The following is a 13,978-nucleotide window of genomic DNA, read 5'->3' on the forward strand; positions in this document are numbered from 1 at the left end:
ACAGCATTTTTTATCAATAAATCAGTTTATCTCCAACAAGGATCCTATCTATGTCATTTGAAAAACTGCCTTTTTTCATTGAAATGCTTAATGATAATATTGAGAACCCCTCAGCGTTGGCAGATGTTGTCACTGAACTAGAAGAAAGTTTATCTTTTGAACAAATAGCGGTCTTATTGGAAGCATTCCCGATTCCGCTAAGAAAATTAATTTGGCAATTGATAAGCCAGGAAGTGCAGCAACAAGTTTTTATTGAAATGCGTAATGAATCACGGCAATTGATTTTAAATGCCAGTGAAGATGATGAGTGTTTCCCGTTATTTGAGAAACTGGATGCAGATGAATTATTAGATCTTTCAGAAGATTTGAGTGATCGCTTTGTTGATTACGCGGTCTCTAAAATGACCGCTAAACAAAGAGCATTATTTAAGAAAGCACAGGAATTCTCAAATGATGAAGTTGGCCATTGGCAAAGTTTTGACGATATACAGATTCCTGAACGGCTAAAAACCTCGGCAGTAAAAAAAATTCTTTCAAAGTCTTTACCTCCCCTCTCCGAAGTATTTTATGTCACTAATCATGATGCAACATTGATTGGCGAAGTTACTATTGCAAAGCTGATTGCAATCCAAGATGAGACTCCAATATCTACCGTTGTGGACAGTGATTATGAGGTTTTATACTCCACTGATAATATTTATTCTGCGGCTGAAAAGGTCATGATGTCGGGCAAATCCGCCCTGCCCGTTGTCGATTTAAACGGATTTTTAACCGGAAGATTGGATTTACAGCAAGCTTATACGATAAGAGAGCAGCAAAAAGATATTCAGTTATTTAAATCATCGGGCATGGTTGAAGAAGAGGATCTGTTTTCCAATATATGGATCAGTAGTAAAAATCGCGCCGTTTGGTTAGGTGTTAATCTTGTCACCGCTTTTTTAGCTTCCTGGTTTATCGGTCTGTTTGAGGGCACACTGCAACAGGTTGTCGCGCTAGCCGTACTGATGCCGGTGGTTGCATCGATGGGAGGAATATCGGGAAGCCAAACACTGACCTTGATTATTCGCGGACTTGCATTGGGGCAGATAACCGAGGCGAACCAAAAAGCCATCGTACTAAAAGAACTTAAAGTGGGCTGTATCAATGGATTACTGTGGGCGGCAATTATTGCGGGCATTACCTACCTGTGGTTTGAAAATCCACTATTATCCTTGGCTATTTATATTGCCATTCTCGGTAATATCATTATTGCTTCTCTTTCCGGTGTCTGGGTGCCCTGGTTGTTAACTAAACTGAACATTGATCCCGCACTTTCGGGCGCGGTTATATTAACCACGGTAACCGATATTTTTGGCTTTATTACCTTCTTAGGATTAGGTGCGCTATTCCTGACTTAAGTCCGTCAGCTCTCATTTCTGCTGCAACTATTCACCACAGCAGAAATGAGAGCATTTCTTAATAAGCCATCTCAGGAAAATATTGGATTGCCTTATTAATAACATCTGCCTTATTACTTTTCGCCAGATAAATGGCAAATATTTCTCGAGAATAAACGGGAGCATCTTCAATCAAATAGAGTTTTTCATTGTTTATATGATCAACAACCATCTGCCTAGGAAGATAAGCACAGCCTCCCGCCTCTAATATGTACTCTAATGCAACCCGGGGTTGACTCATAAAATGTTTTGCGGGTGGAGAATTTTTAAACTCTCTCATATGCTGAGTATTGACCGACTCACCATAATCAACCATCACATAATCATTTAAATTCTGCGTTTTTATATCAAGATTGGCGTGCGTTGAAACCAGATGAAGCGGCACCGTCGCGACCTTTTCCGTTACCAATTCTTCAACAAAGGGAGGTTCAAACAAAAAAGCGATATCGGTAACCCTGTTTAAAACACTTTTACGTAACTCAAGGGGCGAACTGGCATTGGTTAACAAACTAATCTCCCCCATGTTTCGGTGAATTTTTTGTAACCAGGTCTGCAAAATAACATCCCAAATAGACATCATTGAACCTATCGCCAACTGGGTACTTTGCTGGTCTGAGACGCCAACATCCTGTTTCGCTTTTTGCCACATAAAAATAATTTCATTGGCATGTTTAATTAAACGATGACCTGCCGGTGTTAATTTAAGATGCTTTTGCCGGCGATCAAATAACAGTACTCCTAACTCATCTTCAAGCAGTTTAATTCTTGCACTCACTGCAGATTGAGTAATAAATAAAGATTCAGACGCCAAACGAAAATGCAGCGTTCGACTGACTTCTAAAAATGTTTTAAGCAATTCAATTTTCATTTACTGGCAACTCTCACTAATCAATTTTTTTTATCAAACAATCAAAATTTTTATTTATTGTACCTTTATTGTTGCGAGCATAGTAAAAATAATTAGATCTTAAAAGCGCTATAAAAGGCATTGATAATGACGATTCAAAACAGCTGCAGATATTTATCGAATCATAAATCAGCAAATTAGCTATTCGATCATACAGTTTAGATTAAAATCTGACGCCAAATTGTTCTTAATACAAACTATTATTGTTATCTTTCAACTTCACCTGTATCCTACGCACCCCTTTGATAAAGGGCAGTATGCAGAGTGTTTTCTGGTTATCCGGCATTTTCTAAAAATAGACAATATAACCTTTACAAATACTCATATTATAAATCTAAGTAACTGTTTTTAAATAATAAATAGGAAACACAACACATGAGCAACAAGCTGATACTTGTACTTAACTGCGGCAGTTCTTCATTGAAGTTTGCTATCATCGACATGTCAAGCGGTGAAGAAAAACTCTCAGGTATTGCAGAATGCCTGCACCTTGATGATGCGCGGATGAAATGGAAATTGGAAGGCGCGAAAGGCAGTGCAGATTTAGGTATTGGCGCAGCTCATAAAGAAGCGCTGAACTATATTGTAAAGGAAATTCTGTGCAAACACCCTGAATTGGAAGAACACCTATTTGCAATCGGTCATCGTGTTGTGCACGGTGGTGAAAAATTCACTCAATCAGCAGTGATCACAGATGAAGTAATCCAAGGCATTGAAGATTGCGTGTCCCTGGCTCCTTTGCATAATCCTGCTCACCTCGTTGGTATCCGTGCGGCACAGTTTGCTTTCGCCGGACTGCCAAATGTTGCTGTATTTGATACGGCTTTTCACCAGAGTATGCCGGAACAAGCGTTCTTATATGCGCTGCCTTATAAACTTTACCGCGAAAATGGTATCCGTCGATACGGCATGCACGGTACCAGTCACCTGTTCATCAGCCTTGAAGCTGCCTGTATATTACAAAAACCTGTTGAAGAGTTAAATATTATTAACTGTCATCTTGGTAACGGTGGCTCTGTTTGTGCGATTAAAAACGGTAAATCAGTTGATACTTCCATGGGAATGACTCCCTTAGAAGGCTTGGTAATGGGGACTCGTTGTGGCGATATTGACCCGGCCGTGATCTTCCATCTGCATGATGAATTAGGTTATAGCATGGAAAAAATAAATACTATGCTGACTAAAGAGTCGGGTTTATTAGGGTTGACTGAAAAAACCTCTGATTGCCGTTTTGTTGAAGATAACTACGAGACAGATGCAGCAGCGAAACGTGCCATAGATTTATACTGCTACCGTCTGGCCAAATATATTGCCAGTTACACGGCGGCATTAGACGGACGATTAGACGCAGTAGTATTTACCGGCGGTATTGGCGAGAATTCAGCACCTATCCGTGAACAGACACTCGCACGTTTAAGCTTGTTAGGCTTTAAAGTAAACCAGCAGGCTAACCTTGCAAACCGCTTTGGTAAATCATCGAATCAAGGCATCATTACTGAACAGGATAGTACTGTCGCCATGGTCATTCAAACCAATGAAGAATGGGTTATTGCCTGTGATACATTGGCTTTAGTAAGCGCTTAATTTAAGCTCTTTTAATGGCAATAAAGCTTGTAATACCCTTGGTTATTGCAAGCTTTTAATTTAATTTGGGACTGTTCCTGATTAATACATTGCTGAATCAGCGTTCTTGGTTTAGCGACGAGGGAAATGCTTTATTTATCAACTGCGCTAATAAGATACTGAGCATAATACCTGTCCAATTAGCAGAAAGATCAAGCCAATCATTCTGACGACCAACCAGAGGCTGCAGTAATTCAATTGCACCGCTCAAACAAACAAAGAACAAACCAATTAAAGGCCAATGTTTCGGTTTTTTCAACGCAACCGGAAACATTAATATTGCATAGGCAATGATATGATGAATTTTATCTCCACCTGGTACGGAAGGTAGATTAACGCTAGGGTTAAGCGACAGCAGCATAATCACTGTCAGCGAAAAAACAGTGCAGGCAAGCCAGTAATTGCGCATCATTGTTAATAAGTTAATCATTCGATATTCCCGTGTAAAATTTCAAACCGCTCATTGATATTGTAAAACCAACAGATTCAATAACGGTACCTTTAAGCAATTAAAATTGATTTCCTCTAAATCATAATATTAGTTGTTAACTAGCCAGTTAGAAAGATAAAGACGCTTTATTATTCTGGGTATTCTACATAAGCAAAATTATTCGTCTAGAATATTCTAACTTAGCCATTAATAAAACGCGTTATAAAAGGCACATCTTGGCTTGAAGTAAACTGACTTACCCTTTCCTTTTTATAATAACTTCGATTTAAGATCTACTTTTTTTGTTAACTTTTATTATTTGCGGTTTTTTCCCTCACAAAATATTTATGCATCTCCTCGGTAAAAAGCAGGATAAAAGCAAGCAACAATAATTCCCCCCACTGCTCAACTGTAATTGCCTGAATCTGCAGCACATTATTCAGTACTGGAGTATACATCGCCCCGATATGAATAAGTTGCGCAATGGAGACGGCTAATATTAATAATGGTTTGGAAAATAAGGGCATTCTGAAAAGTGATTTTTTTCTGATCGGCTGGAAAGAACATGAATATTGCCAAAAAGAACCATCAACATTAAAGTCATATTACGTGCATCTTGCAGATCGCTTTCCATTTTGATTAAATAGGAAAAAATGGTAAAAGCGAGTACCCCCATCCGATGCCCACTCTCCTCCCGAATAATCTAAATGGCTTTCATTAGCTAATACGCCGGTAATACAAAGTTCCCTAAGCTGCATGATATTCTGACCTTCTATTTTACCACCAGCAACACCTCCTCTTGAGACCTTATAAATATCACCTTCAGGCAAAACAACCTGCTGAATGGTTAGCTCATTGACCGTTAAGGTGCCGGTTTTGTCTGAGCAGATAAAAGTACAAGATCTAAACGCTTCCACTGCGACTAATTTTCGAATGATCACATGATGCTTGACCATGCGCCTCATCCCTATTGCCAAAGCAACGGTTAGCGCTGCGGGTAAACCTTCGGGGATGGTTGAGACTGCCAGACAAATAGCCATCATCACTATTTGTTCTGTTTGGTAACCGCCGATCAACAGCATCAAAAAAATTAATATCAGTATTGAAAGGGTAATGGCAAAGGCCACTTTATAGGTGAATTTCCGCATCCGTATTAATAGAGGTGGTTCTTAAATCCTTTGCGCAGAAAAATGAGTGGCAATATTGCCTATCTCATTATTAAGACAGGTATTGATAACGATTCCCTGTGCGCGTCCGTGAGTAACTATGCTGCCGGCAAAACAGCGGTTAAATTGATCACTAATGGGGCCTCTTTTTTCACTTTGGTGTGGGTGTTTTTAGCGACGGCTAAAGATTCTCCAGTAAGCATAGATTCGTCAACGGCAAGATCCTGTGACGCTAGCAGCTCAATATCCGCAGCGACCTTATCCCCGGAAAATAAAAGCAGTAAATCCCCCGGAAAATAAAAACAGTAAATCCCCCGGAACAACGTATTCGGCGTTAATGGTCTGCGCATTACCATCGCGAATAACGCGTGCCGACCCTTTGATCATCTGCTTAAGTGCATGTGCTGATTTTTGTGCGGAATACTCTTGAATAGTGCCGATAATGGCGTTAATAAATAACACTGCAATAATAAAAACAGCACTGGGAATCTGTTTCACCATAAAGGAAACAATTGCAGCGACTAATAAAATATAAATAAAGGGGCTTATAAATTGTTTAATAAAGATAATAATGAGACTGCTCGGCTTTGAGGAGGGAAGACGATTTTCACCGTGTTCCTGCAACAGCCGAGCCGCATCTAATGAGCTGAGCCCCTGTTGTTTAGCGTCTATATACATAGCAAATGATGCCTCAGTACGCTTGTCACATAAAACGCCGGGTAAAATAATTACCAAGCGTTTTAAATTATTTATCTTTTAAAGCTGCATGGGCGGCGGCCAAACGCGCAATAGGAACCCGATACGGTGAACAGGAGACATAATCGAGACCAATTTGATGGCAAAATTCAACACTCGAAGGTTCTCCTCCATGCTCTCCGCAGATTCCTACTTTCAAACCGGGCCGAGCCTTTCTGCCTCTTTCGGTTCCCATTCTCAGCAGTTGGCCAACTCCGGCGCGGTCCAACTTGATAAATGGATCACTTGAAAACAGCCCATTTTCTATATAATAAGGCAAAAAACGTCCCGCATCATCGCGTGACAAACCATAGGTAGTCTGGGTTAGATCATTGGTGCCAAAGGAAAAGAAATCAGCATGCAGAGCAATCAGATCAGCCAACAGGGCAGCCCGCGGCAATTCAATCATAGTGCCAATTTGGTAATCGACTTTAACCCCATAAGCGGCCATTACCTGCTCTGCTACTTGGGTTACTTTTTCGCGCAGAACCTTCAACTCATTAACATCAGCGACCAGCGGAATCATGATCTCCGGAACGATTTCATAATGCTCATTTTTAACCAGTTCACAGGCGGCTTCCATAATAGCGCGAACCTGCATGTTGTATACTTCCGGATAAGTAAGCCCGAGCCGGCAACCACGATGACCGAGCATCGGATTAAATTCATGCAGCTCTTCAACATGGTTTTTCACTTCCGAAAAACGCATTCCGGCAACAGCCGCAAGATCGGCAATATCATCGTCATTCTGCGGTAAAAATTCGTGCAATGGCGGATCCAATAAGCGAATGGTGACAGGCATTCTCTTCATCTCCCGGAAAAGCCCGATAAAGTCACTTTTCTGCATCGGCATTATCTTCGCTAGCGCCCTTTCGCGTCCTTGCAAATCAGCAGACACAATCATTTCACGTACCGCTTGTATCCGTTTAACGTCGAAAAACATATGCTCAGTACGACACAAACCGATGCCCTCTGCGCCAAACTCGCGTGCAACCTTTGCATCATGGGGAGTATCGGCATTGGCTCTTACTTTAAGGGTACGGAATTTATCGGCCCAACTCATTAAGGTGCCAAAGTTTCCACTGACTGCCGGTTGTACTTTTGCTACCTCGCCAAGAATCACTTCACCGGTTGCACCATCCAGAGTAATAATATCCCCGCGCTTGATAGTATACCCTGACTTGGTGACCATCACCTGTTTTTCGTAATCAATATGCAGATCTCCACAACCTGCGACGCAGCTTTTTCCCATACCACGAGCGACAACAGCGGCATGTGAGGTCATGCCGCCACGCGAGGTTAAAATACCCTGTGCAGCGTTCATACCATGAATATCTTCCGGACTAGTTTCAATCCGAACCAGAATGACTCTCTCCTTTAGTCTTTTTTGCTGTTCAGCTTCATCGGCATTAAATACCACTTTGCCACTACAAGCACCGGGGGAAGCGGGTAATCCCTTGGCGATGATATTTTTGTCCACGGAGGGATCAATGGAAGGATGCAGTAATTGCTCCAGTTGTTCAGGTAAGACCCTTAATACCGCCTCGCGTTTATTAATTAATTTTTGCTCAACCATCTCCACCGCAATCCTAATAGCGGCCTGAGCCGTTCTTTTACCGGTTCGAGTTTGTAGCATATACAGTTTGCCGGATTCGATAGTGAACTCAATATCCTGCATATCATGGAAATGTTTTTCCAGGGTATTACGATGCTCCAAAAGTTGTGCGTAACACTCCGGCAGAACATCCTCCAATGCCGGCAAATCGCCGAGTTTAAATTTAGCCTTGTTAATAGGTTGCGGCGTACGGATGCCGGCAACAACATCTTCTCCCTGAGCATTGACTAAGAACTCACCGTAAAAATAATTTTCTCCCGTTGAGGGATCGCGCGTAAATGCAACGCCGGTTGCACAATCATTACCCATATTGCCAAATACCATCGCCTGCACATTGACCGCAGTTCCCCAATGGAACGGGATATTATTTAATCTTCGATAAGTCACCGCTCGAGGATTCATCCAGGATCCAAATACAGCGCTGATAGCTTCCCAAAGTTGCTGCTGCGGATCAGTTGGAAAATCAAGGCCAAGTACCTGCCGATAGCTATCTTTGAATGCGGTAATCAACTGCTGCAGGTCTTCGGCACTTAACTCATTATCATTTTGCAGACCTCTTGCGTGTTTTTTATCCGCTAATAGCTTTTCAAAAATGTCACTATTCACACCTTTGACAACGTTTGCGTACATCTGAATAAAGCGTCGATAGGAATCAAAGGCAAAACGCGGATCGCCACTCAGTTTAATAAGTCCCTGCACCGTCTGCTCATTAAGACCCAGATTAAGTACTGTATCCATCATGCCGGGCATAGAGGCGGGTGCGCCGGAGCGTACGGATAACAATAAAGGGTTAAGCGGATCACCAAAACCTTTGGCCATCTGCAGCTCAAGGTTTTTAAGTGCCTCATTAACTTGTTTATCCACGCCTTCAGGGTAATGACGATCGTGCTGATAAAATGACTTACAGACTTCGGTGGTTAAGGTGAATCCGGAAGGAACGGGCAGACCAATTGCGGCCATTTCGGCGAGATTGGCCCCCTTTCCACCGAGTAATTCGCGTTGCGAGCGATCCCCGTCAGCCTGGCCTTTAGTAAATAAATAAACATATTTTTCCATGATTATTGCCTCTTAACTTCTAACCAGAAAAATAATAAGGCCGGTAAATAAAATGCACTAAGGATAGATTACCACGACAAAAGACAGCAGGTTGATACGGCAACTAACAGCTAATAAATGCGCTTTTTTATTTTACTTAACCTTAAATTTATCCCCTGATTATAGAAATATTGGTGCAGTCATCATCCCTTTTCAAAATAAAATAATAGATTACAGTCTGTTTTAAAAAAGTGATTTTCAGCACGACAAGGTAAATTAATGATCAAATATCAATCTACTTATCAAGTATGAGTACGAATGGAAAAAATGCAAAATAGTTGCTATTACTAGGTGCTTTTTATGAATGGCTGGCTAGAACTGATACTGAAGGAAAAATATCGGCAGACTTAGTGACTTTAAGGGTTTTAATTTTTTTAAAGGAAAGAGCAGATTTTCGCGTCCACCAATCGAGTATGCAACTTTAACGATAGTGAGGGTATAAGGATAGTGGCGTTATTGACTGAGCAGAACCTGGTAATCAACAACGCCACAAAAGTACCAAAAAATTGTTTAATTATCAGCGGATCGACTGAACGCGTTTTCAAAATCAGAACCAATGGGATCCTGAAAAACGCGTAGGCCAAACTCAGGAATAACAGCTAAAACATGGTCAAAAATATCCGCTTGAATGCCCTCATAATTAACCCAGTCTTGATCGTTACTAAAAACATAAACCTCAATGGGTATGCCCGTAGAACTTGGTGCTAGCTGTCTCACCATGAAAGTCAACTGCTTATGAATTTTAGGGTTTGTTCTCAAATAAGCGGATAGATATGCCCTAAAGGTACCTATGTTAGTGAGCCGCCTGCCATTAACAAGGTTACTTAAATCGTTTCCTGTTTCTTTATTATAAGTATCTATCTCTTGTTGTTTCTTAAGTAAATAATCTTTAAGCAGATCAATTTTCATAAAAGACTGGAGCATTTCTTGGTCACAAAATTTTACCGATCTCATATCAATTGAAATCGAACGCTTGATTCTGCGCCCTCCCGACTCAGACATTCCCCGCCAATTTTTGAACGACTCAGAAATCAAAGCATGGGTAGGAATGGTAGTGATAGTTTTATCCCAGTTTCTTACCTTAACCGTATTAAGGGTTATATCAATCACGTCACCATCAGCACCACGACTTGGCATTTCCAACCAGTCATCAAGACGTAACATATCATTGGCAGTAATCTGCATACCGGCCACGAGTCCAAGGAGAGTATCTTTAAATACCAGCATAATGATCGCCATCATTCCGCTCATACCTAAAAATAGGGCCCAAAGATCCTTGTTCAGCAGAAGTGAGATGGAGGCAAGTACTGTAAAAATCCACAGGATAATTTTTAACACTTGGATATAACTGTTGATTGGGCGATGCTTTGACATTTTGAAGGTACGGTAAATAGTATCAAATGCAGCCAGCAGACTATGAATCACAAAGGCAAAAGCAAAAATCAAATACAATGAAGTAAATTTATGAATGTTTTCCAATAACAGCGGATAAGTGTCTGCTGGAAAAATCATTTTTGAGCCCACACTGAATACCAAAATGGGTATCAAGTGGGACAAACGGGAAAATACATGACAGTGGTAAAAAATGTTATCCCATTGACTTTTGGTTTTATCAACAATTTTTTTAAAAAAAACAGTGATTATTTTTTTGGTAATATAATTAGCGATCACCGAGATCAAGATAAGCATTAACAGCATTGAGATAATTGAAATGTCTGTTGCTAACAGTTGATCTGAAAAAATAGTTTGGTACTTATTAATAACGGCATTAATCATTAATTAACCTTATCCTTTAATGTTTATTCATAATGTAAATAGCTGTTCTTTGTTTTTACAATAAAATAAACGCCAAAGAGCATCTTACTTGTTGAATAATCGCATTATTTATAAGCGCTTATCAACAAAAAAGCCCTACAATTATATTGTAAGGCTAACAAAGTACAGCAATTTTTATATTTTAAGCTAACACCTGTTTTACCGCCTCGATCATCGCTTTAGGTTTGCTTAAATACCGTGAATGGTTCAATAATACCGCTTTATCATCCACTGTTAACAATAAAGCGGGAAAGTCGGTGGTTTTCATAAACTCTTGAACTTCACTGATATCGGACAAGGTATATTCAGATTCATTGGTTAATTCATCTTTGAATATTTTATTAGGTGGTGATAACTTAAATTGCTCGATAATATCCATAAAATCGTGCTTACATCCAAAGGGATTACCTTCAATAAAATGAGCTTTTTGTAACGCATTTAAGACGCCTAATTCTTTCTCTGGTTGTTTATTTTGCAACCAAGCCATTAGGTTAGCTGTCATAATCGAATTTTTAGGACTATCAACAAAACGTTTATACTGTTGGCCAAATTTCACTGTACTTTCTTTTGCTACCCGTTCCATCTTCTCATGGCCGACACTATCACTGCCATTATAGTGAGCACAATGCCATAAGTGGATTGTCATTTCAGGGTATGATTTTTCAATTTCATTAACTAAAGCAGTGCTCGCGTAGCTCCACGGACAGTGTGAATCATATATAAAAAACAATTCGGGGGTCATTCAATTAATCCTTTTAAATAAATAGATTTGAAACCTGAGGGTCACAGATTAAGGTATATGTTAATACAACTGGTTACCTGATAGATAGCTGTTCACTTTTTGTTAAAAACGCAGCAAACCAATGGATTTGCTATTATCCCTTTATTAAGGACCGATGCAATCCTGAATAGGATATTTACCCGGTCAATTTAATTACACCCATTAATTAAATAAGATCGCGCTTAATTAAATAATCAAGCCCGGCTGTTACCGCCGCAACCTGCGCATTGATACAGTCTTCTCCTGTAACCATCGGGCTATCGGGATAAACCTCTGTTGTTGTGCAATAGAGAGCGTTGGTAAAACCATTGCACAGCCCTAATTTTTTGGTGTCATAATGAATAACACCCTCCTGGCTAACAAACTCTCCAATAATTTTTCCGTTTACATCAGCAGGAGCAATATGGGTCACTTTTTTAACCGATTCAATAATAGCACGTTGAAAATCATGCTTGGGATTATTGATATCGGCAACCAGGTAAAAACCATCGGGAATATCCGTAAGTTCTTGCTCAACGCCATCTCTGGCCGTTAAAGCAGGTCTAAACTCAGTGTTATCGGTATCCGTAGTTTCATGTAAATCAATATGAGTCATAAAATTTAGATTGTGTTTTTTAACATATTCCATCAACTGAGAGGCCTCAAGAGAGGGGCTTGATTGATAAAATGATCTGTTTGGATCTGTCGCATTCACATTCCAGCGGTTAACCGTTTCATAACCCCACGGACTAATACAGGGGGCGACAGCAATATTGAATTTTTCTGCATACTTTAGCCCATGTTGCTCAATAAAACGTATGGCCCCATGGACTCCGCTGGTTTCATAACCATGGACCCCGCCGGTTATCAAAATTGAAGGTTTATTATTATCCCAGGTACGGGTTGTCACGATATAAAGTGGATAGTGATAGGGCGAATAACAAAGTTCACCATATTGTTCAACAGTAAACTCTTCTGCTAAAGCGGTGATTTTTTTCAATACGTCATTTTGATATGAACGTTTAATTGTCTGTTTTTTTAACCAGGCTAATTTTTCTTCCATTTGCCATTTTTTGGAATGTGAAGTTAATAAATCAGTTTGTTGATCTTTCATTGTATCGCCTTACTGCCGAGGTTCGTGAGTTTACAAAATACGCAGATCTATACTATTCAGATAGAACGATGATAAAACAATCTAATTGTACCAATTCCACTACTATTTGGTATTGCTTAAAATCACCTGCAAATTAATGAGTCCATAAATTTTATGGTCATCTTATTTTGCCGTTCATATTCAATCATCACAATCGTGTAAAGAGTCTGACTGGAAAGCATAGCATTATCTGCATGATAAATATCGAAATTAGAAAAACAGATCCTGCAGGCTGTAGATAAAAATATCAAATTCCTAAGGCATGCAGTCTACCTTCCCCATGCTAAAATGGGTCAAAATCTAAATCCGCAATAACCAAAAAATCCCTGCGGACGTTAGTCAACAGGGATTTATCTGGATTTAATTGTCCAGCTTGTGCGAGGTTCAGGTGATTAGTTTGTGCAAAAAGCTAGCAATGGTCAGGATTCGCAGAGCTCATACCAAAAGCATTAAATTTATGATCAGTTGCTTCAAAGGAAAAATTTACGCTCACAAAGCCGTCGGTATGATTTTGAATAGTAAATCTGATTACTTTATTAATGCATTTGATATGGTGTTATCGGTAGGGTGCATTCTATGCACCGCGGGCAGCAAAATCGGTGCATAGAATGCGCCCTACTAACTATGCGTTTGTTGTCATGGTTGGTGCTAGTTGGCGTTCAAGTAAGACAGCCATTAAATTTATGATCAATTTTAAATAGTAAATCAGATCACTTTATTAATGCGTTTGGTATCACCTGCTCGTGAGCCATCACTATCGCGATACTTGCAGTACCATCGGCGCAATTGCGTTTCACTGCTGAGTTCGGAATGGGAAGGAAAGCAAGGTATCTTGGTCCGGAGGAGAATGAAAGTGAAACCCTTATGCTAGCAGTATAAAGAAGTTCACTGTAATAGTGGAAACTTTGTTTGACGTTGATGGTACCACTGTCATAAATACTAAAAAGCAAAAAGGCCCCACCGGAACTAACCAGTGGGGCCTTTTTAAATAGGAGTCTAGCAATGGTCAGGATTCGCAGAGATCATCCGCTCGTAAACCATTGCTGCGCAATACTCGCCCTACTATCACATGGATTGAATGCCACTGAGTGGCAGCTCTTTATTACCCATGTTCGAGTAGTCATCGCACCAAGCGCTTAAACGAAAAAATCCCTGCTGACGTTAGTCAACAGGGATTATTCGTTTATTAGGAGTCTAGCAATGACCTACTCTCACATGGGGAGACCCCACACTACCATCGGCG

At 40.2% G+C, this 13,978-nt stretch carries 12 protein-coding genes; 2 read left to right on the top strand and 10 right to left on the bottom strand.

What is annotated here, in order from left to right; all coding sequences use genetic code 11:
- Window positions 1-50: 50 nt before the first annotated feature.
- Window positions 51-1,397, top strand: coding sequence for a magnesium transporter (locus ACJAZP_RS13030; RefSeq protein WP_415231172.1), 1,347 nt, complete (start codon window positions 51-53; stop codon window positions 1,395-1,397).
- 58 nt (window positions 1,398-1,455) lie between these two features.
- On the opposite strand, the gene ACJAZP_RS13035 is transcribed toward ACJAZP_RS13030, so the two are convergent.
- On the bottom strand, window positions 1,456-2,304 hold the full coding sequence (locus tag ACJAZP_RS13035; protein ID WP_415231173.1) for a LysR family transcriptional regulator: 849 nt from the start codon (window positions 2,302-2,304) through the stop codon (window positions 1,456-1,458).
- Between the two features lie 414 nt (window positions 2,305-2,718).
- Here ACJAZP_RS13035 and ACJAZP_RS13040 point away from each other — a divergent pair, with 414 nt between their 5' ends.
- On the top strand, window positions 2,719-3,927 hold the full coding sequence (locus tag ACJAZP_RS13040; protein WP_415231174.1) for an acetate kinase: 1,209 nt from the start codon (window positions 2,719-2,721) through the stop codon (window positions 3,925-3,927).
- Window positions 3,928-4,024: 97 nt separating this feature from the next.
- Here the strand turns inward: ACJAZP_RS13040 and ACJAZP_RS13045 are convergent, their stop codons facing one another.
- The 9 genes from ACJAZP_RS13045 to ACJAZP_RS13085 form a co-directional block, all read right to left on the bottom strand.
- On the bottom strand, window positions 4,025-4,396 hold the full coding sequence (locus tag ACJAZP_RS13045; protein ID WP_415231175.1) for a VanZ family protein: 372 nt from the start codon (window positions 4,394-4,396) through the stop codon (window positions 4,025-4,027).
- Between the two features lie 305 nt (window positions 4,397-4,701).
- On the bottom strand, window positions 4,702-4,947 hold the full coding sequence (locus ACJAZP_RS13050; RefSeq protein ID WP_415231185.1) for a cation transporting ATPase C-terminal domain-containing protein: 246 nt from the start codon (window positions 4,945-4,947) through the stop codon (window positions 4,702-4,704).
- 54 nt (window positions 4,948-5,001) lie between these two features.
- Window positions 5,002-5,550, bottom strand: coding sequence for an HAD-IC family P-type ATPase (locus ACJAZP_RS13055; protein WP_415231186.1), 549 nt, complete (start codon window positions 5,548-5,550; stop codon window positions 5,002-5,004).
- A gap of 110 nt (window positions 5,551-5,660) precedes the next feature.
- The gene (locus ACJAZP_RS13060) at window positions 5,661-5,918 is read right to left on the bottom strand and encodes a hypothetical protein (protein ID WP_415231176.1); all 258 of its coding nucleotides are present in this window, start codon (window positions 5,916-5,918) and stop codon (window positions 5,661-5,663) included.
- Window positions 5,821-6,240: a cation-transporting P-type ATPase gene (locus ACJAZP_RS13065; protein WP_415231177.1), complete on the bottom strand. Its 420-nt coding sequence runs from the start codon at window positions 6,238-6,240 to the stop codon at window positions 5,821-5,823. Before ACJAZP_RS13065 ends, ACJAZP_RS13060 begins: the two co-directional genes overlap by 98 nt.
- A gap of 67 nt (window positions 6,241-6,307) precedes the next feature.
- The gene (ppdK, locus tag ACJAZP_RS13070; RefSeq protein ID WP_415231178.1) at window positions 6,308-8,968 is read right to left on the bottom strand and encodes a pyruvate, phosphate dikinase; all 2,661 of its coding nucleotides are present in this window, start codon (window positions 8,966-8,968) and stop codon (window positions 6,308-6,310) included.
- Between the two features lie 549 nt (window positions 8,969-9,517).
- The gene (locus ACJAZP_RS13075) at window positions 9,518-10,783 is read right to left on the bottom strand and encodes a mechanosensitive ion channel family protein (RefSeq protein WP_415231179.1); all 1,266 of its coding nucleotides are present in this window, start codon (window positions 10,781-10,783) and stop codon (window positions 9,518-9,520) included.
- 181 nt (window positions 10,784-10,964) lie between these two features.
- Window positions 10,965-11,564, bottom strand: coding sequence for a protein-disulfide isomerase (locus ACJAZP_RS13080; protein ID WP_415231180.1), 600 nt, complete (start codon window positions 11,562-11,564; stop codon window positions 10,965-10,967).
- A 205-nt stretch (window positions 11,565-11,769) separates the two neighbouring features.
- Window positions 11,770-12,696, bottom strand: a complete 927-nt coding sequence (locus tag ACJAZP_RS13085) for a M14 family metallocarboxypeptidase (RefSeq protein WP_415231181.1) — start codon at window positions 12,694-12,696, stop codon at window positions 11,770-11,772.
- Window positions 12,697-13,978: the final 1,282 nt, after the last annotated feature.

The sequence above is a fragment of the Psychromonas sp. genome, from assembly GCF_047632955.1.
Classification (GTDB): domain Bacteria; phylum Pseudomonadota; class Gammaproteobacteria; order Enterobacterales; family Psychromonadaceae; genus Psychromonas.